This is a genomic window from Streptomyces viridochromogenes DSM 40736 (assembly GCF_000158955.1).
GTDB lineage: Bacteria > Actinomycetota > Actinomycetes > Streptomycetales > Streptomycetaceae > Streptomyces > Streptomyces venetus.
In genome coordinates, this window is record NZ_GG657757.1 from 3061262 (window position 1) to 3086346 (window position 25085).

Below are 25085 nucleotides of genomic sequence, written 5' to 3' on the forward strand. Positions count from 1 at the left end.
CCTCGGGCGGCGAGGCGCTGCGCGCCCTCGTCCAGGCCGAGCTGGAGGAGCTGGCCGCGTCACGGCCGCGCCTGGTCGTGGGCGACGTCCGTGAACACCCCGTGCTGCGCGGCGCGCTGGAGAGTGCGCTCGCGACCACGCGCGACGAGGTCTTCGACACCTCCCGCTGACCCCACCCCCTCCCCCGGTTTTTTCCTTCTCCTCTCCCTCCTTCCTCTCTTCCCCGTGCCTCAGGGAGCTCCGTCATGCCCGGAATATCAAGAAAAACCGCCCTAGCGCTCGCCGCCTCCGCCTCCATCGCCCTCCTCGCCACCGCCTGCACCGGCCAGTCGGGGTCCGCCGCGAGCGACGACGCCTCGAAGGACACGACCATCAACTTCTGGCACGCCTGGAGCGCGCCCGCCGAGGTGAAGGCCGTCCAGTCCCTGATCGCCGGTTTCGAGAAGGCGCACCCCAACATCCACGTCAACGTCGTCGGCAACATGACCGACGACAAGATCAACCAGGCGCTGCGCACCGGCGGCGACAAGGCCCCGGACGTGATCTCGTCGTTCACCACGAACAGCGTCGGAAGGTTCTGTTCCTCCGGCGCCCTGGTGGATCTCAACCCGTTCTTCGAGAAGTCCGGCGTCGACCCGGAGAAGACCTTCCCGAAGGCGATGAACCAGTACACCCAGTTCGACGGCAACCGCTGCGCGGTCCCCCTCCTCGGCGACGCCTACGGCCTCTACTACAACAAGACGGCGTTCGAGAAGGCCGGCATCACCAGCCCGCCGAAGACCTGGTCCGAGTTCGGGAAGGACGCGAAGAAGCTCACCATCCCCGAGGGCGACACCTACCAGCAGCTCGGTTTCATGCCGAACTACCACGGCTGGGAGACCACCACCGAGCACTACCTCGGCCAGTTCTCCCCCACGTACTTCGGCAAGGACGGCAAGTCGAACGTCGCCGAGGACCCGGCCTTCGAGAACGCCTTCAGGCTCCAGAAGAAACTGGTCGACGAACTGGGCGGCTACCGCAAGCTGGAGACCTACCGCTCCAAGCTCGGCGACGAGTGGGGCCCCAAGCACCCCTTCCACACCGGCCAGGTCGCGATGCAGCTCGACGGCGAGTGGCGGCTGGGCATGGCCCTCGCCGCCAAGCCGACGTTCGAGATCGGCGTGGCCCCGCTGCCCGTCCCCGACGACCAGGCCGACCAGTACGGCAAGGGCTACATCACCGGCACCATCGCCGGCATCGCGGCGACCAGCAAGAAGCAGAACGCGGCCTGGGAACTGGTGAAGTACATGACCACGGACACGGACGCGGTCGTGGACTTCTCCAACGCCATCCACAACGTCCCGTCGACGCTCGCGGCCCTGAAGTCCCCGAAGCTCACGTACGACCCGCGCTTCAAGACGTTCCTGGAGATCGCCGCGAACCCGGACTCCACCACCGCCCCCGCCTCCGTCAACGGCGGCGTCTACCTCACCACCATCCAGGAGTTCGGCTACGCCTACGAAAGCGGCAAGGTGACCGACCTGAAGAAGGGCCTTCGGGACACCGCCCGGCAGATCGACACGGACATCGCGCAGGCGAAGTGAGCCGGGAGCATCATGAGCACTTACACGCTGCGCGCGAAACACCGCCGCTCGACCCTGCGTACCCTCGCCTTCCTCTCCCCCTGGCTGATCGGCTTCGCGGTCTTCTTCGCCTACCCCCTGCTCTCCACCGTCTACTTCTCCTTCATGCACTACGACGGCTTCAAGCCGCCGTCCTGGTCGGGCACGAAGAACTGGACGTACGTCTTCGCGCACTACCCGTTCTTCTGGCCCGCCCTGCGCAACACCCTGTGGCTGGTCGCCATCATGGTCACGCTCCGCGTCGCCTTCGGCCTGGGCGTGGGCCTGCTGATCACCAGGATCAAGACGGCCACGGGTGTCTTCCGCACCCTCTTCTACCTGCCGTACCTCGCCCCGCCGGTGGCGGCCACGATGGCCTTCGCCTTCCTCCTCAACCCCGGCACGGGCCCGGTCAACTCCCTTTTGGAGAAAGCCGGCCTCCCCACCCCCGGCTGGTTCAACGACCCCGCCTGGTCGAAGCCGGCCCTCACCCTCCTGGCCCTCTGGGGCATCGGCGACCTGATGGTCATCTTCATGGCGGCGCTGCTCGACGTGCCGAAGGAGCAGTACGAGGCGGCCGAACTGGACGGCGCGACGCCCTGGCAGCGCTTCCGTTACGTCACACTCCCGAACATCTCCCCGATCGTCATGTTCGCGGTCGTCACCGGCGTCATCCAGACGATGCAGTACTACACACAGCCACTGATCGCCGGAAAGGTCGCGTCGGGCGTGATCCAGGGAGCGGGCACCCAGTTCGAGCCCGGTTACCCGGACAAGTCCACGCTCACCCTCCCCCAACTCGTCTACAACCTCGGCTTCCAGCGCTTCGACTACGGCTCCGCCTGTGTGGTGGCGCTGATCCTCTTCGTGCTCTCCATGGCCTTCACCGCACTACTGATGCGCCGCCGGGGCGGCCTGATCCAGGCAGGTGACCGATGACTCAGGTACTCGACAAACCCCTGGAGTGGAAGGCACCGCCTTCCCCCGCGGAACGCACGGCCCACCGAAGGGCGTTGCTGGAATGGGTCGCGATCCACTCCGTGGGCATCGCGGCGGCCCTCTTCTTCACACTCCCCTTCGTCTTCGTCCTCCTCACGTCCCTCATGAGCGACAGCCAGGCGCTCAGCCGCGACCTGATCCCGCACACCTGGGAGTGGGGCAACTACGCCAAGGTCTTCGACACCCCCGGCTTCCTCACGTGGTGGAAGAACACCCTGCTCTACGCGGGCCTGGGCACGGTCCTCACCGTCGTCTCCTCGATCCCCGTGGCCTACGCCCTGGCCAAGTTCCGCTTCCGCGGCCGCAACCTGGCCCTGATGCTGGTCATCTCGATGATGATGCTGCCGCCGCAGGTCGTCATCATCCCGATGTACCTGTTCTGGGCGAAGCAGCTGGACCTGTCCGGCACGCTCTGGCCGCTGATCATCCCCATGGCGTTCGGCGACGCGTTCTCGATCTTCCTGCTGCGCCAGTTCCTCACCACGATCCCCGACGAGTACCTGGACGCGGCGAGGGTCGACGGCTGCGGCGACCTGCGCACCCTCCTGAAGGTCGTCCTCCCGATGGCGAGACCGGGCATCGCCGCGGTGGCCCTCTTCCAGTTCTTCTACGCGTGGAACGACTACTTCGGCCCCCAGATCTACGCCTCGGAGAACCCGGGCGCCTGGACCCTCTCCTACGGCCTGGAGTCGTTCAAGGGCGCCCACCACACCGACTGGAACCTCACCATGGCCGCCACCGTGCTGGTCATGGCCCCCGTGATCCTCGTGTTCTTCTTCGCCCAGAAGGCGTTTGTAGAGGGTGTCACGCTCACCGGAGTAAAGGGTTAGACGCATGAAACTCACCGTGGTCGGCGGAGGCTCGACCTACACCCCCGAACTCGTGGACGGCTTCGCCCGCCTGAGGGACACCCTGCCCGTCGAGGAACTGGTCCTGATGGACCCGGCGGAAGACCGTCTGGCCCTGGTCGGCGGCCTGTCCCGTCGTATCTTCGCCCGCCAGGACCACCCGGGCCGGATCACCACCACCACCGACCTCGACCAGGCGGTGGACGGCGCGGACGCGGTGCTCCTCCAGCTCCGCGTCGGCGGCCAGGCGGCCCGTGAACAGGACGAGACCTGGCCCCTGGAATGCGGCTGCGTGGGCCAGGAGACGACGGGCGCCGGCGGCCTGGCGAAGGCCCTGCGCACGGTCCCGGTCGTCCTGGACATCGCGGACCGCGTACGCCGCACCAACCCGAACGCGTGGATCATCGACTTCACCAACCCCGTGGGCATCGTCACCCGGGCCCTGCTCCAGGCGGGCCACAAGGCGGTCGGCCTGTGCAACGTGGCGATCGGCCTGCAGCGCAAGTTCGCGGCCCTGCTGGGCGTGGGCGCCGCCGAGGTGCACCTGGACCACGTGGGCCTCAACCACCTCACGTGGGAAACGGGAGTACGCCTGGGCGGCCCGGAGGGCGAGGACGTCCTGCCCAAGCTGCTGGGCGACCACGGCGACACGATCGCGACGGACCTGCGCCTGCCCCGCCCCCTCCTGGACCGCCTGAGCGTGGTCCCGTCGTACTACCTGCGCTACTACTACGCGCACGACGAGGTGGTCCGGGAGCTGGGTACGAAGCCGTCCCGGGCGGCCGAAGTGGCGGCGATGGAACGGCGGCTGCTGGAGATGTACGCCGACCCGGCCCTCGACGAGAAACCGGAACTGCTCGCCAAGCGGGGCGGCGCCTACTACTCGGAGGCGGCGGTCGACCTGGCGGCGGCCCTGCTGGGCGGCGGCGGCACTCCCTACCAGGTGGTGAACACGTACAACCGGGGCACGCTCCCGTTCCTCCCCGACGACGCGGTAATCGAGGTACAGGCGGCGGTGGGCGCGAAGGGCGCCTCCCCCCTCCCCGTCCCGCCGGTGGACCCCCTGTACGCGGGCCTGATGGCGAACGTGACGGCCTACGAGGAGCTGGCCCTGGAGGCGGCCCTGCACGGCGGCCGCACGCGCGTCTTCCAGGCCCTCCTCTCCCACCCCCTCATCGGCCAGTACGAGTACGCCGAGGCGCTCACCGACCGGCTGATCGCACACAACCGGGAGCACCTCGCGTGGGCCTGACCGCACGTGTCCTCGCCATCGACGCCGGCAACAGCAAGACGGACGTCGCGATCGTGACGGCGGACGGAGAAGTCCTGGCCACGGCCCGCGGGGGCGGTTTCCGCCCGCCGGCCGTCGGGCTGGAGACGGCCATGGGCGTGCTCTCCGACACGGTTTCGAGGGCGCTCACCACGGCGGGCCTCACCTGCGTCGACCACGTCTCGGCCTGCCTCGCCAACGCCGACTTCCCGGTCGAGGAGGAACAACTGGCGACCGCGCTGCGCGCCCGCGCGTGGGGAGCCACGGTGACGGTACGCAACGACACGTTCGCGATCCTCCGCTCCGGGGTCACGGAACCCCGGGGCGTCGCCGTCGTCTGCGGCGCGGGCATCAACTGCGTGGGCATGCACCCCGACGGCCGCACGGCCCGCTTCCCCGCGCTGGGCAGGATCTCCGGCGACTGGGGCGGCGGCTGGGGCCTGTCGGAGGAGGCGATGTGGCACGCGTCCCGCGCGGAGGACGGCCGCGGGCCCGCCACGGCCCTGGCCACGACCCTCCCCGCCCACTTCGGCCTCCCCTCCATGTACGCCCTGATCGAGGCCCTGCACCTGGGCCACGTGGCCCAGCCCCACCGCCACGAACTGACCCCGGTCCTCTTCGCCACGGCCGCCGACGGCGACCCGATCGCCCGCACGATCGTGGACCGCCAAGCCGAGGAGGTCGTCTCCATGGCGGTGGTCGCCCTGACCCGCCTGGACCTGCTGGACGAACCGGCGCCCGTCCTCCTGGGCGGTGGCGTCCTGGCGGCCCGGCACCCGCAACTGAACAGCGGAATCACCGGCTTGCTGGCCGACCGGGCCCCCAAGGCCGTCCCCCAGGTGGTCACGGCGAGCCCGGTCCTCGGCGCGGCACTGCTGGGGCTGGACAGCGTGGGATCGGGGGAAGGGGCGCAGGGGAGGTTGCGGGCACACTTCGCGGGGTGAGTCCGTGTCGCTCCGGATCCGCGCTCGCATTGATGCGCTCATCGCATGGACAGATCTCGGTTCGATGCTGGACACCGATCCGCTGGTGCTCCGAAACTCTCGCGTAACACCTCGGCTGCCCCCGCCCGGCTTCTCTCTCCCCTGGCGCCCGGCCCGGGTGCCCTCCGACCGAGACGAGGACCCATGAGAGGCATCACCAGACGGACGGCCCTCGCCGTCACCGCCGGTGCGGTCGCGGCGCCGGCCCTGAACACAGCACCCGCCGCTGCCGCCGGCACCACGACAGACACAGCCGAAGGACGACGAGCGGCCCCCGGACCCAACCCGGTTCTGCGGACGGACCTCGTCACGCGGGTAACACCGAGGAACAACTGGCTGGTGACGGCCGTGGTCCTCCAGTACGCCCACCGCATCGACTTACGCGGCGGTGCGGTCCCGCCCTCGGCCTTCCAGGTGAAGGCCACCGTGGGCGGGCAGACAGCGGCTCGCACGGTGACCCGGGTGTACTCCGGCACCGCCGCCGAAGTGGACGACCGGTCCCGCCCCGGACGGCCCGGGGACCGGTTGATCATCGAACTCGACCCGAACGACGCCAACGCACGGGCAGCCGGCACCGACCCCCTCCCGCTCGACCGCGCCTACTCCGTCACACAAGTGGCGGACGTGCACGCCCAGAACGGTGAACCGGTCCTCAAGGCCGGCCCCTTCGCGAGCCGGAACGACGGCGTCATCACTCCTCTGGTCGACGACTTCACCGCCGGTTCCTTCACCGACTCCACGGGTTTTGAACTGGACTTCCGGCTGTACCGGCCCGCGGGCTTCGTACGCGATCCGCGGACGCGCACCCGGTATCCGCTCGTCGTCACCCTGCACGGCGGTGGCGAGGTCGCCGACAACAACATGACCCAGCTCACCTCCAACCGGATCGCCGTCACCTTCGCCAAACCAGAACGACAGCGCCGCGACCCCGCGTTCGTCCTCGCCCCGCAGATCCCCCTGCCTCGTCCCATGGACGGACCCGACGGCACGGACTGGACCGACCCCCGGGTCCAGGGCGCGCTGATCGAACTCATCGACACCTTCGTGCGCGAGCACACCCGGAACGTGGACACGTCCCGTCTCTATCTCGTCGGCCTCTCCTCGGGCGGACGCGGCATCTACAGTCTGCTGGCGAAGCGCCCCGCCCTGTTCGCGGCCGCCCTGCCCACGGCCGGCTGGGGCGACCCGGCCACCATGGACAGGATCACGCACATCCCGATCTGGGCCGACCACTCCATCGACGACCCGGTCGTCCCCTACCGGGAAGGCCGGTTCGGCAAGCCCGGCACCTGGACACTGATGAACGCGCTGGAGAGCGCGGGCGCACGGGTCAGCCGGGGGGAATGGGCCAACGATCTGCCGAAGGCCGAGTTCGAGGCCCGGTCCAGGGCGCTCCTGAAGCAGGCCCGGGCCGCCCGCAGCCACATCCTGTTCACGAGCTACACGCCCGGAACGACCCCGGTGAACCCACACCTCGCATGGGCCCAGACCTACGAGAACGACGTGGTCATCGACTGGCTCTTCGAACAATCCCGGTAATCCCGCAGCCATCACGTACGGGCGTACCTCGCTGTCCGGTCACCGCGCTCCCACCGCTATCCGGAGGTAAAGCAATGCGTCCATCCCGTCCCCCGACCCACCCGACCGCGCCGCCACGGACCCGGCCCCGTGCCGTGACGGCACTGATCGCACTGGCCACCACCATCGGCTTGGCACTGGCGATGCTGACCGTCGCCGCCCCGCCGGCGGCCGCCGCCGACTTACTGTCCCAAGGCCGGCCCGCGACCGCCTCGTCCACCGAGAACGCGTCCACCCCCGCCTCGGCGGCCGTCGACGGCGACACCACGACCCGCTGGTCGAGCACGTTCAGCGATCCGCAGTGGCTGACCGTCGACCTGGGCGCCACGGCCACCCTCAGCCGAGTCGTGCTGCGCTGGGAGACCGCGTACGCCCGCACGTTCCGGATCCAGACCTCCGACGACGGCACGGCCTGGACCACCATCCACTCGACCACGGCCGGCACCGGCGGCGTGCAGACCCTCGACGTGAGCGGCAGCGGCCGGTACGTGCGCCTCCAGGGCACCCAGCGTGGCACCGCCTACGGCTACTCGCTGTGGGAGTTCCAGGTGTACGGCTTCCGCGGCAGCTCTCCGGGCGAGGGGATCCCGGCCCCGTCGACCGCTTCCCTCGAGGCCGCGGACGGGCCGCTGACCACCGCCGCCTACACCGTCCCCGACCCGAGCGGATACGGCTCCGGCACGGTCACGTACCCGACGGCCGGCGGCTCCTACCCGGGCGTCGTACTGATGCCGGGGTATCAGGGCACACAGCAGAACCTCCAGTGGCTCGCGCCCCGTCTGGCTTCCTGGGGCTTCGTCGTCATCAACGTCGGAACCAACACGCTCACCGACGACCCCGCCTCACGCGGACGCCAGATCACCGCCGCCGGCACCCAGTTGCTCGCCCTCGGCAACGCCACCGGCACCCCGATATCGGGGAAGGTCAACGGCACGCTGGGCGCGGTCGGGCACTCGATGGGCGGCGGTGGCGTCATGGCGGCCCTCCGGGACGACCCGCGCTTCCGGGCGGGCGTGCCCACCGCCCCGTACTACCCGAACGTGAACTTCTCCGGGGTCACCGACCCCACATTCTTCCTGACCTGCCAGAGCGACCCCGTCGCCCACGGCAACAGCTACGCGGTGCCCTGGTACAACTCCATGTCGCAGGCCGAGAAGCTCTACATCGAGGTTCCGGGCGACCACCTGTGCCCGATGACGGGCTCCGGCAACAAAGCCAAGCAGGGCAAGTGGATCGTGTCGTTCCTCAGCTACTGGCTGCGCGCCGACACCCGCTTCGCCCCGTTCCTGTGCGGCCCCGCCCGTGACACCGACCGGAACGACACCTCCCTGGTCACACGCTGGATGGACACCTGCCCGTTCTGACGGGCTCGCCCGAAACGCCCCGTACGACCGCACCGTACGGGGCGCCGCCCCTCGCAGAGCCAGGCGAGTCCCAGCCACCCATCACGAAGCCCGAGGTCAGGACCCCGGCGGGGAACGCGTTTCCGCCCAGGGGTGGCGGTACGGCAAGATGAGGTGTTACTTGCCGCGCGAGGGCATATGAGGGCCCCTCACCAGCGGTTTCCTTGCCAATGAGGGGCCGTGTCAGGCGGCTTGGGCGTCTCTGGGCCGCTCCTGGGGAAACTCGCCCGTTAGCCAGCCGAATCGGTGATGATGTGCGTGTGGAGATCGCGCGTCTGGTCCTCGACTATCTCAAGGCTCTTGTCTGGCCTGCCGTCTTCCTCATTGTCGCATTCCGCTTCAAGCCGGAGATCGCCCGACTGATCAGGCGAATTCGTACGCTGAGCGCCCCTGGTGTGGACGCCGAGTTCTCAGACGAGGTCGCCGAGATCAGCGCTGAGACAGAGGCAGCTGTTCGGCAGGCCCAACGGGAGTCCCAGGCAGTCGCGGAGGGGCATAGCGAGGCTCCCGGGGAGACTGGTCGAGAGACTGAGACAACTCGGACTGGGAACGAACAGGCACACGGGATTGAGCAGGAGGCCGCAGAGGTTGTAGAAGCAGAAGCGCAACGGTACGAAGCTCTGCGGGCTCAAGCGCTTGAAGAACGGCAGCAAGCCTACAACGACGAGAGGCGTCGTCTCCTCGAGCGATTTGACGAGGGTGCTTTTTCGCCGGAGGTGCGCTGGAGCACCCCAGAGCTGATGGCGGCTATTAGTCCCTCGGCCGGAATGCTTGCGGCTTGGCAGCCCATCGAACAACTTCTCTATGATCTTGCACCTGGTGGCACGGCATCCCAACTGCAGCCGATTGGGAGAGTCATCGACTCATTGCCTGATATCCCGCACGACGTCAGGCACTCGCTTCACGACCTGCGCCGTCTCAGGAACGAGGCTGCACACGAACGACGAGTAGAGACTGTGAGCCCATCAGCCGCGCTTGATTACGTGCGGAGTTGTAGAACCATGCTGACTTGGTTGGAGGAGTACCGGCGTCGGCGTGAGTCAGGCGGCTGAGCCAGTCCCTGCTTTACATGAAAAGGTCCCTCACCAGCGGGTTTCCCACCGATGAGGGGCCGCATCAGGTGGCTTGGGCCGTCTCGGGGCCGTCATGAGCATGACCGGCGGCCCCGGTACATTGCGGAGATGGCTTTGCGGGTTCGGGTCTCGCTGGACGGCATCAGGTGCGTGTAGACGCGGAGCGTGAAGCCCGGGTCGCTGTGACCGAGGTAGAGGCTCAGGGCCTTGATGCTCTCTCCGCCATCCAGGAGGACCGAGGCGTAGAAGTGGCGCAGGGCGTGCATGCCGTGCTCGCGGGCGGCGGCGTAGCGCTGGCCTTTCTCGGGGGTCGGGATGATGCCGACGGATGCGAGCGCGGGCTTCCATGCCTGGTCGTTGAACGCCTGGCTCCAGATGGCTGCGCAACCGAGACAAGACACCTGCTGACCAGTCCAGCGCGGTAAGAGTTTCCCTACTTCATCAAGAGCCCGCGCACGGCGCGGGCGCGCGCCGCCTCTGCGGCGCGGCCTGCCTCCTGTCTGCGCCCCGGCTGGCCGCGCCCGGCGGCGCGCTCGGCGGCTGCGGGCATGAAGGTGGGAGACACCCTCTGTGGCTGGGGCGGTCGGCTCCACGGCTTTACTGCCTGTTCTCTATCCGCTCGTGTGGCCGGCGTGGATCGAACGGGGTGCTGGTTCGGGTGAGTTGAGCGGTGTTGAGGCATGAAGGAAGGGCCTCTTGGTAGCTCGCGGTTGTCGAATCCAGCGAGTTGCAAGAGGCCCTGGTGTTGAAGTGTTGCGTGGTGGTGGCCGACGGGTCCAGTCCGGCCACTCTTGGGTGTGACTGTCTCGCTCACCGGTTCGGGAACGCTGCTGACCGACCCGGTCGGCGGCCGCGGTATGGCTCCGACATGAGCGATACGGAGTGGGCCCTGGTGCGGGATCTGCTGCCGGTGCCGTCATGGCTGGCGGGCCGGGGTGGCCGTCCGGAGGGCTATTGCCACCGGCAGATGATCGACGCGGTGCGCTATCTCGTCGACAACGGCATCAAGTGGAGGGCGATGCCGGCGGACTTTCCACCCTGGTCTCGCGTGTATGCCTTCTTCGCCCGCTGGCGGGATACCGGGCTGGTGGCCGAGTTGCACGACCGGCTGCGCGGAGCCGTCCGCCATGCAGAGGGCCGTGAGGAGGAGGCGAGTGCGGCCGTCGTGGACTCGCAGTCAGTGAAGGCGGACGCCACCGTCGCCTTCGCTTCACGGGGATACGACGCCGGGAAGAAGATCAACGGACGCAAGCGGCACCTGCTCACCGACACCCTCGGGCTTCTTCTGGCCGTGCTGGTCACGCCGGCGTCCACGACCGACCGGGACGCCGCCCGGATCCTGCTGCCCACGGCAAGGAAGCAGCGGCGGCGGCTTTCGCGGATCTGGGCCGACGGCGGTTACCGCGGCCACCTCCAGGACTGGGCTGCCCAGCGCCTCGGCCTCGTCCTCGACGTCGTCCGCCGCAGCGACGACGTCCAAGGTTTTCAGGTCCTGGCCCGCCGCTGGGTCGTGGAAAGATCCTTTGCCTGGTTCCTGCGCAGCCGACGTCTGGTCCGTGACTACGAACGGCGCACCGACACCAGCGAAGCCGTCATTCTGTGGTCGATGACCACGCTCATGAGCCGCCGTCTGGCCGCCCACCATCAGCGGCGTTCTGCTCCAGCGTCGTCAGCATGAACCTGCCCGGCTTCTCCTCGACCAGCCAGCCCCGTTCCACCAGCCGTTTCAGCCGGGCCCTGGCGCCCTCGACGCGGGAGACGGACGCGCTGTCCCAGCCCAGCACCACCGCCGCCCGCCTGGCCCCCAGCCCCTCGGCGCCCGCGTCCAGGGCGGCGGCCATCAACGCCTGGTAGTCCACCGACAGGTCCTCGACACCGACCGCGTTCTCCCGGTGCGGCACCGCGCGCCGCGGCCCGACCGACTTCCTGCGCGACACCCCAACAGCCACCACGGCGGGTGATTCCTCCTCGGCCAGCGCCTCCAGATACTGCTCCAGACCGATCACCCGACGCCTGAGCACTTCTTCCGCGTCCGCCAAGTCGGCCCGCAGCCGCACCAGTTCGGCTTCGAGCTCCTCCACGCGCACCGCCGCGGCCTTCCGCCGCGCTTCCAGAACCGCCCGCATCGAAGGCATCCGCCACCCCCACAACATCCCGACCGGCGATGAGTCGAGACTGCCGTGACGGCCGCGATCTCATGTCTGACCAGCGGAATCCGCACATGAGGTTCGGAAAGAGAACGACCTCTTAGGCAGCCACTTTGGGGCGAGCCTCTAAGATCATGGCCCCAACGTCGTGCTTTAGCGGGCAGGTCCACAGACTGCCCGACGCGCCGGAAGCTTACGGGGCCATGATCACTCGCCCCAAAGCAGCTCCAGCCCAAAGCCGCTCCACCAACCTAGGAGTTCACATCCGTTGAGGTGAAGCTGCGCGTCACTTGCCGACCAGCTCTTCGTACTTGCTGCGAAGCTGAGCGAGCGATACTTCGTGATAGGGGGGGTCTGCCACCTCACCTTTGGCGCACTTATAAAGCCATAGATAGAACAACCCGACACCGGACGTAAGTACCTTAAAATCCTCGTCCAGTTCATCCGGATCATCATCCTGCTGCTCTGGATCGGGTGTGGAGCCCTTGCCCCAGAGGGGCCCCACCTTCTTGTCCGAAATCCAGGAATGCGCAAAATTGGCGATTCGGTCCGATTCCAGCTCAAGTTCCTTTTTTACGTCACTCAATGTCTCGAACCCGGCTCTCTGGAGTTCGATTTGACGCATTCCGGCATATTCGCGCGTTGGGCGCGCGAGAGACCTACCAACGGACCTTACTATCTTCCGATCCAGAGTTCGGACGGCAACCTCCCTCCTCATGAACATGTAAACCGAATCCTGATCTATTCCCACACCCTTCCACTGTCGACCGCTGGCGACCTCTAGCCTGCGTTGATGCTTGCCAAGGTAGTCGCGGATCTCCTGAAATTCGTTGTCAGCGACCTCCAAAAGGCCAGCCACGCGAGAGAATCGCCTCCTGATCTCTGCCGGAATACCGTTTGAACTCTTGTAACCCAGATCGTGTTCAATCTCGGCCCATGCATGCTGCAGGATCGACCGGATTTGTATCTCGAAGGTGACATCGGCAAACCGGACGTATTCGGCGAGCTGAGATCTCCCGCCTCCAAGGCGTGCTACATAATGCAGGGACAGATAACCGAATCGATCTGCATCCAATAGCGCCCTCTTGTCGGTTGAATTATCTTCATCGATCAGAAATTCGTCTCGGATCACTTCGGCTACGCGGTCAACATCGTTGGGGAAGTAAGTGACAATGCGCACGCCCAGCATATCTGTCAGGTCAGCGATACCCGTGTAACTTTTAGCCGGGTTATCCAGCTTGCGAACGGTACTTCCTTTCGTCTTCACTCGCGATCTGATGTAGTGGAATTGAATCTCTTTTGAAATGAGCAACTCTCGTAAAAGGGATTCCAATGCAGGAGCGAAGTTCCGTAGTGGTTCTGTGACCTCTTCGTAATCTGCACCCTTGTCGGACACGTTCCCTCCCAAAGTCGCTCAGAGCGTTGCTGCCGCTGCCTTGATCGTAGGCGTTCTCGCCGTCGTCCTCTGCCGTAATGACGAAAACCGCTGCATTGCCGCTGTGCCTATGCCGCACGGGCGCCAAGCACATCTCTTGAGTGACGGGTCTGGGCCGTCCCTGGGCCGTCCGAAGCCGACCAACGCTGACAGACGGCACCCACGGGTGACCACCCCCACCCCACTCTGGCCTGGGCTCCCCGAGTTGATCTGCCACACTGGTTGGGTTATGCCTGCACCCGGAGAACTAGCGTCGTGAGCCGTTGACGTCTACGGCACCAAGGCCGTGCCAGTTCAAAACTATTCCTTTCGGGGCGGTTCTACGGCCCGATTCCCAGGTCGCTTCGCATGACGGTCCGCATCTCAGATAAATTTTCCCACGTTCCTCTACGCATCTCCGCGGCCAGCTCGATGGTTTCACCTTGTTCAGGTTCTCCGATATCGATTCGCCGCAGGATTCCATACAGGTTGCTCAGATGACTGTTCACGGTGCCAGCCGCTACTAACACGGCGTCGGGAACGAGCATCTGAGCTTCTGCGTGACGAGTTCTGTGGTCGCGCCGCATTTCCTCCACATCGGTGCGTATTTCATCGGTCACGGCACCGGAGCGAATGGCGACAAGATAGTTAGTCAGCGCTGTCTGGTACAGACGGGCAGCGATGTTGAGCGCAACGTAGCAGGCACGCAGAATCTCAATAGTTGCTTGCTCGGTTTCGTACGCACGTTCTTCTCGCCGTTGCTGGTCGGCCCGCTCAATTTCTCGTAACTTGTTATTGTTGGCGCTCTGTTGGGTCAGAAGTGCGGAAGCGAGCGTGCCTATGATTCCTACGAAGGCAATGACTAAGGCACTTGTGGACGGACTCATAATTCTCCGAAAGTCACCCAGGTTGCGCGAACGGATCGTCGTTGGCCGGCGGTATCGGCTCATAGTCTCGCTTGATTTTGAGCGTGGTCACCGATGCAGCGTCCAACTTCAGATGGAGCTTGTCACCTGCGAAGCGTTCGATCTCATCATCCCGATCAATACACCGCTTGTGGGGTACGTCGAGCACGACGCAGGTTTTGCCCGTCACCGCAGAGGTGTACATAAGGCCGTCGATACTGCGCTCACCGGATGGTTCATGCACTTTGAGCAGGTATTCCGTCAAGATCTGGGTCGGCACGTAGTCGATCTGTTCGTAGCTCTCTCGAATTGGTTTCGTCAGATCTTTTACAAAATCTCTGAGGAACAAGATTCGGTGTCGCTCGGCGAATCGCTCGACATCGAATTCGGACGGAAGCGAGGGGAGCTTAATGCCGGTCAAGTCGACTACCGTAAAACGTCGTGTTGCCTGGAAGGATGCAACACTGACGTGAGTGTCGGAAGTTCGCACGAGGGTTTCCCGCACGGCTGTGTCTGCGTCTTCGGCACCATAGAACATGGGGATGCCGGCAGGACTCATACGGTTCGCTTGCTTCGCGTACTCTCGTCCGGCCGTCCCCAGATCCTTCGCTCCCCAGGAAGCCTCAATATCCGTACGTGTGCGGGCTCGCCAGAAAATGCCACCTATCTCAAGGGTGCGATACAAGTCATGCTTCTCTACGTAATCACTTAGAGCTTGCAGGACCTTAGCCGGATGAACACCGTCCTCGTCGTAATCCTGCTCCTGCCAGTCCTTGCGTAGCCAGAAAACGTACCGAGACTCGTACATCACTGCTTCTCGAAAACGCTGCCAGCCAGTGCTGAGCGCTTCACTCGGCGTGTAGTACCAGAAGTCGTTATCGGTCCACATTTTGTCAACGATGGAGTCACACACAACCTCTTGAAACTCTGAGTTGGCGAAGACGTGTCCGTATTCCCAGTTAATGAGATCCGATGTATCAAAAGTGTTGCCTAGATACTCGCCCGTTTCCGAGTCATAGCGGTGCTCGTTATCTGCGTCTTCATAGCGGCGTGTAACCCCCTGCATGAATGCTTCCATGAAGACGTCTAGCTCGGCGGCCGGAATTTCATCGCAGAAGCTGCATGCCTTCTCGGGCGAGGATGCCTCTTTGACCTTGCTTGCAAGGAAAGGCTCATCAACACATTGCTCGCACACCCATTGGTCCCCGCCGGAGTACCAGCCACGATCTTGAGCTTCCATCCAATGCCGCTTGGCAAGTCCCATGCGCTTCCCCGTGTTGTCGTGTTACTTGGCAGTGGTCGCTTCGTCTCAGGGGTGGAGAGTCCCCGCACGGGCTCCGCCGGATCGAGTTGCAAGGCGTCGGCAATCTTGAGGATGTTGTGCAGTGAGACGTTGCGCTGCCTACGCTCCACCTGGCCGATGAACGTCCACTGGGTTATTCCATTCTAGAGAAGATTTCGGAGACGGGCAGATAGCAGTGACCAGTCTGGCTGGCGTGCTTCCTCTTGTGAGTCATCAGGTCGTCCAGGCGGATGCGTTGGTCCAGCACAGCCATGAAGTCGCCGCCGTCCATCGTGATGAACGGCGTGCTAAGGCTGTAGATCGCCAGGGCATCGGAAGTGAAGCCGCTCATGCTGACGTACAAGCCAAGGGTGTTCTTGCCCTTGCGCTCGATGTTGGTTTTAAAGACGTCCAGCTCCCGCCGGCCGATGCGCTCCTTCCACCACTTGGCCTCAAGAACGTAGTAGTCAGTGTCGAAGGAGAACGCGCCATCGATCTGCTCGTAATCCATGATGTAGGCCGCCCGCGGCTCCAAGTCGTACAGGGCGAACAGCTCGTTGATGAATCCCTCGAAGTCCGTCCCCCGCTGGTGCTTGTCGGTTGCCGCGTGCATCACGATGAACCGTTGCTTCAGATCGTCATGAACTCGGGCGAAGACCCGGCTGTCCTGGTCCTTCTTCGCACTCTCGGCTATGGCCGCCGCGTGCTCCTCGTGTCCCATGATGATGTCCTGCTGCTTGCCAGTCCAGCGCCGCAATTCCGCGACGGCCGCCGTGGCCTTGGCCACCATGACGTCACCATCGACCTGTCGTTCGAGGTTCGGGAACCGGTCCATGGCGGCGATGTCGAGCATGAGCGCCACGGTCACGTCCAGGTACCGGGTCTCATTGGCCCGCAGCAGCTTGACCAACTGGCCGGAGACTTCGCGCTTGGTGGCCTGAAAGTTGAGCTGCGGCAGGAGCTCGCTGTGGTCCTTCAGCATCCCGCGGACGTACAGCTCAAAGGGATCTTTGTTCCAGTAGATCAACCAGAGTGCGTCGGCCAGTGCGTTGTACGCGCTGGGATTGATCGTCTTCTTGCGGGCATCAGGTTGCTGCACCTGCCCCCTCCTCCCCACGCGCTGTCACCGACCTATCACGGTACCGCGCGATCAGTCGATGACCAGCCTGTACGACAAGGCTTGATCCAAGGGGCCGTGATGACCCGTCATCCAGCGGGCGCCGGCGGGCCGATGACACAAGCGGATGGCGAGTGACAGAGGCGGCTTGTCCTGGCTGTCATCGAGACGGACTGACGAACCTCAGGCCCTGAAGTGGGCCGCCACGTCGTCGAGCATGTCCAGGTAGTCGCCCGCACCAACAGTGCCCCCAGCTGCCTTGGAGCCGTGCAGCGCCGATGTCAGGACAATGCCGCGCAACTCTGCTGGCTGCCTCGGTTCCGCGTTCTGAAAGTGCCAACGATTGCCGTGCGCACAGGCGTTGCGGAAGTGCCGCACGAACTGAAGCAACGGGCTTGTCCTGTCACTCAGCCCCGCGCGCTGGATGGCATCACCCAGGCGGGCTGCACCGTGCATCGTCGCGAAGTTCAGCAGGTCCTCACCGAGTCCAGCACCCGCAGTTGAGCTGGACTTGGCAAAGATGTCTGTCAGCCGCTCCGCAGAGTGCGGCGTACCGTCATTGCGGTAGATGACCAGCGGTGAGTCAGCGGTTTGCTCGTACAGGTCGCGGTAGATGGCCATGAGCGGTTGACGGGGGTCAGCTAGCGGAAGTATGGCCAGGCTGAGACCGCAGAACCCAATCTTGAGTTCGTCAGCCAGCTGCGCGATGCGTTCCGCCTCGATGCCCATGGCCCGGCATGTTAGGGCTCCCCTGCCCAGTGACCGCTTGATCTCCAGCTCCTCGGCTTGCCGGTCAAAGCCGACGCCCAACAGGTGCCGACCGCAATCGCCCTCGCCAAGAGTACGACAGCCTGCCTCGTAGTCCCGACACCCAGGAGCGGGCTGCATTGAGACGCGCATTCCCACAACATCGACGCACATGTCGTCGGAACCACTCTGTCCGTCGACCCTCGTGTCACGACATGGCTGAATGAGCAGCGGCGCAGCCCAACTGATAGCTCCCGTGGGCACCTCGTTTGCTTGTGGACTACCTGCGGACTCAGCTCGCCAGATCTGCCACGACCGAGGCCCTGACGTGCTGCGTTATCTTGGCCTCAAAGGGCCTCCGGAGCCGTTGCGGTACAGCAGAGAAGTACGGCAACCACGATCATCAGGCTCGGCCCCACCGCACCGTGCCAGGTGCAGTCCGGACGAGAACAGGGAGCCCCGGAGCATGGCCGAGGCTCCCTGCGGCACTGCACACCGCTGCCGCTCAGCCCCTCAAGGGCGTCCAGGCACAACGAGCGTGCGTCCGCGACTGGTCGCTACACGCAGCACGTCTCGCAGTGCGCTCGTCAGTTGGGCAGCGAGAAGGTTGAGCTCCTCCGGGTCCTCGGTCTCGTCGTCGAGTACCTGATGTGAGTGCTCCAGCAGTTGGGATGCCATCCCGAGTTGGAACGCCTCGATGTGGTCCGCCAGGCGGGAGACGTAGCCGCCTTGGTCATCGGTGCTCAAGTAGCACGGCTTGCCGTCCGGCCCTGCCCACGGGAGAAGTCTCAGTTCGTCATGTGCCGTCATCCCCGTGTGCCCCTCTTGGTGATCTCGGCGCTGAGCGCTGGCGTGCCACTCGATGCCGACCCGCTCACCGCGTCACCTCTGGGCTGAGGCCGGCCGGGTGCCGCGTGGCACAGGCAATCGCAAGCCTCGTAAATCAAGGGAAGGTCGACCGGCGCCAACTCCGGCGACGACTCCGCGCAGGCGTGATGCGTGCCGATCTGGCACGCAGTCGAGCGGTACGAGGTGACCGAGGCTTCCGAGCCAAGGGCTTGCCGCCGTGATGGCATCACTGAACCCCCAGGAGGGTCGACCTGGCGTCAGCTGGGAGATAGGTAGCGAGGACGACCCTAGGTCGCCGTGCGCGTTCTTCATGCGCCAGTACGTACGGACGGACAAGTGCGGTGTCCTCACCCCGGAGCGGCCACCAGTGACCCACCCCGTCGAGAGCCTGGCCCAGGACGACCGTCGACTCGTCAGCGGATGCCGCGGAAGCGGGAGCAAGGGTTGGCCGAGACGGCCGTAAGGGGCGGCGGTGCCTGCCCTTGGGGAAGTACCGCTCTCTGGCAAGCGAGGCGGCACGGCGGATACGGTTGAGCACGCTGGTCGGCTCCTATCGCTGATAGCTCGGTCCCCCGACGTCGCCCGTCGTGGGGACCGCTTTGTTTACGACCGCCCAGAGGGTGCGGTCGTTCAGGCTCGTGGCGAGAAGCCCGAACCGATCGGCCTCAGCCACTGCTTCCAGGACCTCCCGCCATAAGTCGGCGGTGAGTGATTCCGGTACCTCCGCCTCGATCGATGTGTGCCGGTCGTGCTCTTCCGCGCGTGCGGGCAGCCCGAGGCCGAACAGCCGGGCAGCGATGGCTGCCGCGCGGACTCCCGAAGCGGGCACAGGGCAGCCTCCGTTAACCGGCGATCACTTTGAGTGAAGCTAGTTAACTAGATTAGAGCTAGTGGACTAGATTTTCCATACGTCTGAGCAGCCGCCCTACCTCCGCATCGCCGACGAACTCCGGCGGCGGATCGCGGAGCACGTGTGGGAGCCGGGAGACCGGCTGCCGTCGCGCGCTCAGATCGGCCAGGAGTGCGGCGTCGGCGAGAACGTGGTTCGCCGCGCGCAGGAGCTGCTGATCTCCCAGGGTGTGCTGGAAGGTCGCGCCGGATCGGGGACCTACGTCGCCGAGCCCCGGCAACGGGTGCGGGTCGTCCGGTCGTCTGCGCGCGAGCAACCTGAGAAGTCGCCCTTCCGTGCCGATATGAAAGCTCTGGGCAAGCAAGGCGACTGGGAGAGCAAGACCGACGCCAAGGTGCCGGCCCCGGCAGACATCGCTGCGCGGTTGGGCATCGCCGAGGGCGATCTGTGCGTCAGGACGGCATACGAGTTCCTGGCCGACGGCAGGCCGGTGCAGCTGTCGACGAGTTGGGAGCCGTACGACCTCACCGCAGGCACTCTCGTCGTTCTCCCCGAGGGAGGCCCGCACGCTGGGGCCGGTGTCGTGAACCGCATGGCAGCGATCGGCGTCAACGTCAGCCACGCGGTGGAGCAGCCTGAGCCGCGTCAGGCGACCGCCGAGGAGGCCTCTCTTCTGGGCATCCAGAAGGCCGCACTCGTCACGCACATCCGGCGGACGTACTACAGCGACCAGGGGCGACCCGTCGAGACAGCGGACATCGTCGTGCCCGCCGCTCTCTGCGAGATCGTCTACGAAATCCCGATCAACCGGTAGGCACAGGCTTCGCGGGCGGACTGCGGCGGCGCTTCGGCGCGTCCACGTCTGGCAAGCGGTGAGGACGGTCAGCCCTGCCGTTCACGTCGCTACGGTGGCCCAACCCCCGTACAGTGCTGCCGTCGAGTGATCATCCCTGGGCCGTCCCTGGGCCGTGCGAGGGCGCCCGAGGCCGACCAACGGCGACCGACAGTGACAGTCGAGTCTCAGCCGCTCACCACGAACCCCCAGGTCACAGCCCCCTACTCATACGCGTTTCCGCCCAGGCCTGGCGGTACGGCAAGATGGGGTGTATCTGCCCACTGCCAGTTTCAAGCTGCCGGACGGTTTCTCTTGGCTGAGTTCATTTACACCATGCGCAAGGCGCGCAAAGCGCACGGCGACAAGGTGATCCTCGACGACGTGACGACGAGCTTCTACCCGGGAGCGAAGATCGGCGTCGTCGGCCCGAACGGCGCCGGCAAGTCGACGATCCTGAAGATCATGGCGGGTCTGGAGCAGCCGTCCAACGGTGACGCCTTCCTCACGCCCGGTTACACCGTCGGCATCCTGCAGCAGGAGCCGCCGCTGACCGAGGACAAGACCGTCCTGGAGAACGTCCAGGAGGGTGTCGCCGAGGTCAAGGGCAAGCTCGACCGGTTCAACGAGATCGCCGAGCAGATGGCGACCGACTACACCGACGCGCTCATGGAGGAGATGGGCAAGCTCCAGGAGGACCTCGACCACGCCAATGCGTGGGACCTGGACGCCCAGCTGGAGCAGGCCATGGACGCCCTGGGCTGCCCGCCCGGCGACTGGCCCGTCACCAACCTATCCGGCGGTGAGCGCCGCCGTGTCGCGCTGTGCAAGCTGCTGCTGGAGCAGCCCGACCTGCTGCTGCTCGACGAGCCCACCAACCACCTCGACGCCGAGTCGGTGAACTGGCTGGAGCAGCACCTGGCCAAGTACCCGGGCACCGTCGTCGCGGTCACCCACGACCGGTACTTCCTCGACAACGTCGCCCAGTGGATCTGCGAGGTCGACCGCGGCCGCCTCTACCCCTACGAGGGCAACTACTCGAAGTACCTGGAGACCAAGGCCGCCCGCCTCAAGGTCGAGGGCCAGAAGGACGCCAAGCGGCAGAAGCGTCTGAAGGAAGAGCTCGAGTGGGTGCGGTCCAACGCCAAGGGGCGTCAGGCCAAGTCCAAGGCGCGTCTGGCCCGCTACGAGGAGATGGCCGCCGAGGCGGACAAGATGCGGAAGCTGGACTTCGAGGAGATCCAGATCCCGCCGGGCCCGCGTCTGGGCAGTGTCGTCGTCGAGATCAACAACCTGAGCAAGGCCTTCGGCGAGAAGGTCCTGATCGACGACCTCAGCTTCACGCTGCCGCGCAACGGCATCGTCGGCATCATCGGGCCGAACGGTGCCGGTAAGACGACCCTGTTCAAGATGATCCAGGGCCTGGAGGAGCCGGACTCCGGTTCCATCAAGGTCGGCGACACCGTCAAGATCTCGTACGTCGACCAGAGCCGCGAGAACATCGACCCGAAGAAGACCCTGTGGGCCGTCGTGAGCGACGAGCTGGACTACATCAACGTGGGCCAGGTCGAGATGCCGAGCCGTGCCTACGTCTCCGCCTTCGGGTTCAAGGGGCCGGACCAGCAGAAGCCGGCCGGGGTGCTCTCCGGCGGTGAGCGCAACCGGCTGAACCTCGCGCTCACCCTCAAGCAGGGCGGCAACCTGCTGCTCCTCGACGAGCCGACCAACGACCTCGACGTCGAGACCCTGAGCAGCCTGGAGAACGCGCTGCTGGAGTTCCCGGGCTGCGCCGTGGTCGTGTCCCACGACCGCTGGTTCCTGGACCGCGTCGCCACGCACATCCTCGCCTACGAGGGCGAGTCCAAGTGGTTCTGGTTCGAGGGCAACTTCGAGTCGTACGAGAAGCACAAGATCGAGCGGCTCGGCCCGGACGCCACCCGTCCGCACCGTGCCACCTACAAGAAGCTGACCCGGGGCTGATCGATCTTGCGGCACATCTACCGCTGCCCGCTGCGTTGGTCGGACATGGACGCGTACGGCCATGTCAACAACGCGGTCTTCGTGCGCTACCTGGAGGAAGCCCGTATCGACTTCCTCTTCCGGCCGGAGAAGGATTTCCAGCAGGGTTCCGTGGTGGCACGCCATGAGATCGACTACAAGCGGCAGCTCGTCCACCGGCACCACCCGGTGGACGTCGAACTGTGGATCACCGAGATCAAGGCCGCGTCCTTCACCATCACCTACGAGGTGAAGGACGACGACGTGGTCTACGTCCGGGCCTCGACGGTGGTCGTGCCGTTCGACTTCGAGGCACAGCGGCCGCGCCGGATCACCGCGGAGGAACGGGAGTTCCTCCAGGAGTACACGGACGACGCCGAGGAGGAGGCCGTCGCCGCATGACGGTGCTCCACCTCGCCGACGAGGGGGAGGCGGCGGATCTCGCGGCCTTCCTCTCCCGGCTGCTCCACTACGACCGTGGGGCCGCGGTCCGTCTCCAGGCGGCCGGCACGGCGCTGGCCGTCTTCGGGCGTCCGCCGTCCTTCGAGGTGCTGGCCATCCGCACGGTGCGGCTCGCGAAGCCGTACGAGAACGGGCTGGACGCCACCCTGGACGTGACCGTGTCCGCCGGTGAGTTCCTGGAGTCGGTGGACGAGAAGGGCGCCACGGCCGTCGTGCCGGGCGCGGTGACCGGCCCGCCGTGGGCGGGTGTGCTGCCGCCGCGTGGCGGCTGGCGCCCCGAGCCCGGGCTGCCGGCGCCCGACGCCCTGCGGTCGCTGGTCGCCGCCGTGGTCGCCGAGTTCCGCTCCCGTACGCAGGAGTTGCCCGCCGAGCGGCGGACGCGGGCCGAGCTGGACCGGATCGGGCGGGACGTCTGGTCCCGTACGGTCGGCGACACCCGGCTCCCCGTCCGGGTGGTGCACGCCGCGCAGTCACTCGGCTTCCTGCGGCCCGCCCCCGCACAGGCGTCCGGCGACGTGGAGCCGCTGGGACTGTTCTCGTCGGGCGCGTGGCTCCGGCTGCGCACACCGTACGGGTCGGTCGCCGTACGGCGGGCGGGGCTCGGGGCGCTGGACGTCAGCGTCCGCTGACCAGCACCCCCTCCCCCGGCCCCTGAGGGGCGTCAGTCCGCCGTGTTCACCATCGACGCCGCCGCGTACGTCAGGTATTTCCACAGCGTGTGCTCGTGCTCCTCGGACAGCCCGAGTTCGTCGACGGCGACCCGCATGTGCTTCAGCCAGGCGTCGTGCGCCGCCCGGTCGACCGTGAAGGGCGCGTGCCGCATCCGCAGACGCGGGTGGCCGCGGTTGTCGCTGTACGTCGAGGGGCCGCCCCAGTACTGGATGAGGAACAGCACGAGGCGCTCCTCGGCCGGGCCCAGGTCCTCCTCGGGATACATGGGCCGCAGCAGCGGGTCCTCGGCGACTCCCTCGTAGAAACGGTGGACGAGCCGACGGAAGGTCTCCTCCCCGCCGACCTGCTCGTAGAAGGTCTGCTCCTGAAGCGTGCCGCGCCGAATCTCATTCACGCCCTCCATGCTCTCAGACACGGGGACATAGGACTGAAGGCCTAGGACCGGCACCCCGTGCCCTTACTGTGGGGGTATGGGCGGGCATGCTCCCGACAGGGAATCCGACGGTCTCGCCGCCTCCGCGCGGGCGGGGCTGGTACGCAGGATCGACGCGAACGGGGCGTGGGCCGCCGACCCGCTGTGGCGGGAGGCGTTCGCGGCGGTCCCGCGCCACCTCTTCGTGCCGTACTACTACGTCGGCGTCGCGGGCGGCTACGAACGCCGGTGGGGCGAGAGCCCCGACCCCCAGGCGCGTGAGCGGTGGATGCGGGGCGCCTACGAGGACACGCCGCTGGCGACCCGGCTGCGCGACGGCGAACTGCTCTCCTCCAGCAGTCAGCCGTCCCTGATGGCGGACATGCTGGCCGCGCTGTGTGTGGAGGCCGGGAACACGGTCCTGGAGATCGGCGCCGGCACCGGATACAACGCCGCACTGCTCGCCCACCGGCTGGGCGACGACAAGGTCACCACCGTCGATCTCGATCCGGAGATCACCGAGTCGGCCCGCCGGCACCTGACCGCGGCCGGGTACCACCCGGTCGTCGTCACCGGCGACGGCGCGCGGGGCGTGCCCGAGCGCGCGCCGTTCGACCGGATCATCGCCACGTGCGCGCTGAGCACCGTGCCGCGCGCCTGGCTCGCCCAGAGCCGCCCCGGCGGCCGGATCCTGATGCCGCTCGCCACCGGCCTGATCCTGCTCACGGTGTCCGACGCCGAGCAGGCCGAGGGGCGTTTCCTGCACACGCCCGCCTACTTCGTGCCGCTGCGCGGCGGGAGCCGGCCCGGGGGCGAGCCGCTCCAGATGGGCGGGGTGCCGCGCCGGGCCAGGGAGGACGACCTGTTCCGCTTCCTGCTGGCCCTGACCCGCGGCAGCCTCGACCCGCAGGAGGCGCACTCGCTGTGGGAGCAGGAGGGCAGGCCTCAGCGCGAGCGCTACGGCATCACGGTCAGCGGCGACCGGGAATGGGCCTGGCTGGACGACCCGGAGGGGCCGTACGCCTGGCCCCTCCCGTCCTGAGCCCGGCGGGGCTGCTCAACCCCGGCGGATCGTGATCGTCGTCCAGGCGCCCACGTGCACCCGGTCGCCGTCGTGCAGCGGCACGGGGACGAACGGCTGGATGGGCTCGTCCGAGCCGTTGACCGTGGTGCCGTTCGTCGAGTTCTGGTCGACGACCGCCCAGTTGCCGTCCGGCTGCTGGACCAGCACCGCGTGCTGGTGCGAGACGCCCGGGTCCTCCGGCGGCACCGACAGGTCGATGTCGGGGGTGTCGCCGGTGGAGTGCCGGCGGCGGCCGATCGTGAGCTGGTTGCCGGTGAGCGTGCGCTGCTGCTCGGGCGAGTACGCGGGCAGGTTGAGGCCCGCGGCCTCCGGGCCGCTCCGCTGCATCATCGCCATGAAGTAGTCACGGTCCGGGCCGATGGTCGCGGTCCAGGTCGCGGGTCCCTGCGGCGCCTGGGGCTGCTGCGGGAAGCCGCCGGGGCCGGGGGGCGTCTGGGTCGCGCCGGGCTGCGGGTAGCCGTAACCGCCGCCGGGGCCGCCGGGGCCACCGGGGCCGGGAGGCGCCTGGGTCGCGCCGGACTGCGGGTAGCCGTAGCCGCCACCCTGACCACCGCCGGGA

25 protein-coding genes and 1 pseudogene are annotated in these 25085 nt (G+C 66.5%); 15 read left to right on the top strand and 11 right to left on the bottom strand.

The genetic code is table 11. The features are described 5' to 3' along the window. From SSQG_RS40615 to SSQG_RS41340, 9 genes and pseudogenes are all read left to right on the top strand, one after another. A pseudogene (locus tag SSQG_RS40615) lies at positions 1 to 170 on the top strand (sugar kinase); the annotation flags it as partial. A gap of 75 nt (positions 171 to 245) precedes the next feature. After that, on the top strand, positions 246 to 1583 hold the full coding sequence (locus tag SSQG_RS13365; protein WP_003990296.1) for an ABC transporter substrate-binding protein: 1338 nt from the start codon (positions 246 to 248) through the stop codon (positions 1581 to 1583). A 12-nt stretch (positions 1584 to 1595) separates the two neighbouring features. Next, positions 1596 to 2540 carry a carbohydrate ABC transporter permease gene (locus tag SSQG_RS13370; RefSeq protein ID WP_003990297.1) on the top strand — a complete coding sequence of 315 codons (945 nt, stop codon included), beginning with the start codon at positions 1596 to 1598 and terminating at the stop codon, positions 2538 to 2540. Further along, the gene (locus tag SSQG_RS13375) at positions 2537 to 3430 is read left to right on the top strand and encodes a carbohydrate ABC transporter permease (RefSeq protein WP_003990298.1); all 894 of its coding nucleotides are present in this window, start codon (positions 2537 to 2539) and stop codon (positions 3428 to 3430) included. The genes SSQG_RS13370 and SSQG_RS13375 overlap by 4 nt, the downstream gene beginning before the upstream one ends. 4 nt (positions 3431 to 3434) lie before the next feature. Further along, positions 3435 to 4700 carry a 6-phospho-beta-glucosidase gene (locus SSQG_RS13380; RefSeq protein WP_003990299.1) on the top strand — a complete coding sequence of 422 codons (1266 nt, stop codon included), beginning with the start codon at positions 3435 to 3437 and terminating at the stop codon, positions 4698 to 4700. Then, the gene (locus SSQG_RS13385) at positions 4691 to 5662 is read left to right on the top strand and encodes an N-acetylglucosamine kinase (protein WP_039932608.1); all 972 of its coding nucleotides are present in this window, start codon (positions 4691 to 4693) and stop codon (positions 5660 to 5662) included. The genes SSQG_RS13380 and SSQG_RS13385 overlap by 10 nt, the downstream gene beginning before the upstream one ends. A 183-nt stretch (positions 5663 to 5845) precedes the next feature. Next, complete coding sequence (locus tag SSQG_RS13390; RefSeq protein WP_039932609.1) at positions 5846 to 7240, top strand: prolyl oligopeptidase family serine peptidase; 1395 nt, start codon at positions 5846 to 5848, stop codon at positions 7238 to 7240. Positions 7241 to 7374: 134 nt separating this feature from the next. Continuing rightward, positions 7375 to 8643 (top strand): discoidin domain-containing protein, encoded by a 1269-nt coding sequence (locus tag SSQG_RS43665; protein WP_003990303.1) that lies wholly within the window; start codon positions 7375 to 7377, stop codon positions 8641 to 8643. 299 nt (positions 8644 to 8942) lie between these two features. After that, a complete protein-coding gene (locus SSQG_RS41340) occupies positions 8943 to 9734 on the top strand; it encodes a hypothetical protein (RefSeq protein WP_158681035.1) in 792 nt (263 codons plus the stop codon). Positions 9735 to 9826: 92 nt separating this feature from the next. Here SSQG_RS41340 and SSQG_RS41345 read toward each other — a convergent pair whose 3' ends face one another. Beyond that, positions 9827 to 10156, bottom strand: coding sequence for a tyrosine-type recombinase/integrase (locus SSQG_RS41345; RefSeq protein WP_039932612.1), 330 nt, complete (start codon positions 10154 to 10156; stop codon positions 9827 to 9829). Positions 10157 to 10623: 467 nt separating this feature from the next. Here SSQG_RS41345 and SSQG_RS13410 point away from each other — a divergent pair, with 467 nt between their 5' ends. Continuing rightward, on the top strand, positions 10624 to 11433 hold the full coding sequence (locus SSQG_RS13410; RefSeq protein ID WP_086025090.1) for an IS5 family transposase: 810 nt from the start codon (positions 10624 to 10626) through the stop codon (positions 11431 to 11433). Here the strand turns inward: SSQG_RS13410 and SSQG_RS13415 are convergent. From SSQG_RS13415 to SSQG_RS42680, 8 genes are all read right to left on the bottom strand, one after another. Beyond that, entirely contained in the window at positions 11372 to 11881 is a 510-nt protein-coding gene (locus tag SSQG_RS13415; protein ID WP_052310271.1) for a hypothetical protein, read from the bottom strand. The two genes, SSQG_RS13410 and SSQG_RS13415, sit on opposite strands and share 62 nt — an antisense overlap. Positions 11882 to 12188: 307 nt before the next feature. Next, positions 12189 to 13298, bottom strand: a complete 1110-nt coding sequence (locus SSQG_RS39090) for a GTP pyrophosphokinase (RefSeq protein WP_158681037.1) — start codon at positions 13296 to 13298, stop codon at positions 12189 to 12191. 359 nt (positions 13299 to 13657) lie between these two features. Next, entirely contained in the window at positions 13658 to 14203 is a 546-nt protein-coding gene (locus SSQG_RS41350; RefSeq protein ID WP_003990309.1) for a hypothetical protein, read from the bottom strand. Between the two features lie 13 nt (positions 14204 to 14216). Further along, positions 14217 to 15485, bottom strand: a complete 1269-nt coding sequence (locus tag SSQG_RS13425) for a HEPN-associated N-terminal domain-containing protein (RefSeq protein WP_078506846.1) — start codon at positions 15483 to 15485, stop codon at positions 14217 to 14219. A 172-nt stretch (positions 15486 to 15657) separates the two neighbouring features. Beyond that, entirely contained in the window at positions 15658 to 16602 is a 945-nt protein-coding gene (locus SSQG_RS38175; protein ID WP_003990311.1) for a restriction endonuclease, read from the bottom strand. Between the two features lie 201 nt (positions 16603 to 16803). Beyond that, on the bottom strand, positions 16804 to 17349 hold the full coding sequence (locus SSQG_RS13435; protein ID WP_039932614.1) for a hypothetical protein: 546 nt from the start codon (positions 17347 to 17349) through the stop codon (positions 16804 to 16806). Positions 17350 to 17880: 531 nt separating this feature from the next. Beyond that, positions 17881 to 18177, bottom strand: a complete 297-nt coding sequence (locus SSQG_RS42675) for a hypothetical protein (protein ID WP_003990313.1) — start codon at positions 18175 to 18177, stop codon at positions 17881 to 17883. 589 nt (positions 18178 to 18766) lie between these two features. Beyond that, positions 18767 to 19045, bottom strand: a complete 279-nt coding sequence (locus SSQG_RS42680; RefSeq protein WP_003990315.1) for a hypothetical protein — start codon at positions 19043 to 19045, stop codon at positions 18767 to 18769. Positions 19046 to 19115: 70 nt separating this feature from the next. On the opposite strand from SSQG_RS42680, the gene SSQG_RS13450 reads away from it, so the two are divergent. The 4 genes from SSQG_RS13450 to SSQG_RS13465 all read left to right on the top strand — a co-directional run bounded on the left by SSQG_RS13450 (position 19116) and on the right by SSQG_RS13465 (position 22987). Beyond that, on the top strand, positions 19116 to 19880 hold the full coding sequence (locus tag SSQG_RS13450) for a GntR family transcriptional regulator (protein WP_039932616.1): 765 nt from the start codon (positions 19116 to 19118) through the stop codon (positions 19878 to 19880). Between the two features lie 333 nt (positions 19881 to 20213). Next, complete coding sequence (gene ettA / locus SSQG_RS13455; protein ID WP_003990317.1) at positions 20214 to 21878, top strand: energy-dependent translational throttle protein EttA; 1665 nt, start codon at positions 20214 to 20216, stop codon at positions 21876 to 21878. A 6-nt stretch (positions 21879 to 21884) separates the two neighbouring features. Beyond that, positions 21885 to 22298, top strand: coding sequence for an acyl-CoA thioesterase (locus tag SSQG_RS13460; RefSeq protein ID WP_003990318.1), 414 nt, complete (start codon positions 21885 to 21887; stop codon positions 22296 to 22298). Further along, on the top strand, positions 22295 to 22987 hold the full coding sequence (locus SSQG_RS13465; RefSeq protein ID WP_003990319.1) for a hypothetical protein: 693 nt from the start codon (positions 22295 to 22297) through the stop codon (positions 22985 to 22987). The genes SSQG_RS13460 and SSQG_RS13465 overlap by 4 nt, the downstream gene beginning before the upstream one ends. 32 nt (positions 22988 to 23019) lie before the next feature. Here SSQG_RS13465 and SSQG_RS13470 read toward each other — a convergent pair whose 3' ends face one another. Then, positions 23020 to 23433: a globin gene (locus SSQG_RS13470; protein ID WP_039932617.1), complete on the bottom strand. Its 414-nt coding sequence runs from the start codon at positions 23431 to 23433 to the stop codon at positions 23020 to 23022. Between the two features lie 67 nt (positions 23434 to 23500). Here SSQG_RS13470 and SSQG_RS13475 point away from each other — a divergent pair, with 67 nt between their 5' ends. Beyond that, complete coding sequence (locus tag SSQG_RS13475) at positions 23501 to 24484, top strand: methyltransferase domain-containing protein (protein WP_003990321.1); 984 nt, start codon at positions 23501 to 23503, stop codon at positions 24482 to 24484. Positions 24485 to 24499: 15 nt separating this feature from the next. Here the strand turns inward: SSQG_RS13475 and SSQG_RS13480 are convergent. Then, positions 24500 to 25085: FHA domain-containing protein (locus SSQG_RS13480; protein ID WP_052310273.1), on the bottom strand; the 586-nt coding region annotated here is incomplete at its 5' end.

Bases quoted from the DNA above. Each gene is read 5' to 3' on its own strand.
- SSQG_RS13365 (WP_003990296.1), top strand. From the start codon at position 246: ATGCCCGGAATATCAAGAAAAACCGCCCTAGCGCTCGCCGCCTCCGCC.
- SSQG_RS13370 (WP_003990297.1), top strand. From the start codon at position 1,596: ATGAGCACTTACACGCTGCGCGCGAAACACCGCCGCTCGACCCTGCGT.
- SSQG_RS13375 (WP_003990298.1), top strand. From the start codon at position 2,537: ATGACTCAGGTACTCGACAAACCCCTGGAGTGGAAGGCACCGCCTTCC.
- SSQG_RS13380 (WP_003990299.1), top strand. From the start codon at position 3,435: ATGAAACTCACCGTGGTCGGCGGAGGCTCGACCTACACCCCCGAACTC.
- SSQG_RS13390 (WP_039932609.1), top strand. From the start codon at position 5,846: ATGAGAGGCATCACCAGACGGACGGCCCTCGCCGTCACCGCCGGTGCG.
- SSQG_RS13410 (WP_086025090.1), top strand. From the start codon at position 10,624: ATGAGCGATACGGAGTGGGCCCTGGTGCGGGATCTGCTGCCGGTGCCG.
- SSQG_RS13415 (WP_052310271.1), bottom strand. From the start codon at position 11,881: ATGCGGGCGGTTCTGGAAGCGCGGCGGAAGGCCGCGGCGGTGCGCGTG.
- SSQG_RS41350 (WP_003990309.1), bottom strand. From the start codon at position 14,203: ATGAGTCCGTCCACAAGTGCCTTAGTCATTGCCTTCGTAGGAATCATA.
- SSQG_RS13425 (WP_078506846.1), bottom strand. From the start codon at position 15,485: ATGGGACTTGCCAAGCGGCATTGGATGGAAGCTCAAGATCGTGGCTGG.
- SSQG_RS13435 (WP_039932614.1), bottom strand. From the start codon at position 17,349: ATGGGCATCGAGGCGGAACGCATCGCGCAGCTGGCTGACGAACTCAAG.
- SSQG_RS42675 (WP_003990313.1), bottom strand. From the start codon at position 18,177: ATGACGGCACATGACGAACTGAGACTTCTCCCGTGGGCAGGGCCGGAC.
- SSQG_RS13465 (WP_003990319.1), top strand. From the start codon at position 22,295: ATGACGGTGCTCCACCTCGCCGACGAGGGGGAGGCGGCGGATCTCGCG.
- SSQG_RS13470 (WP_039932617.1), bottom strand. From the start codon at position 23,433: ATGGAGGGCGTGAATGAGATTCGGCGCGGCACGCTTCAGGAGCAGACC.
- SSQG_RS13475 (WP_003990321.1), top strand. From the start codon at position 23,501: ATGGGCGGGCATGCTCCCGACAGGGAATCCGACGGTCTCGCCGCCTCC.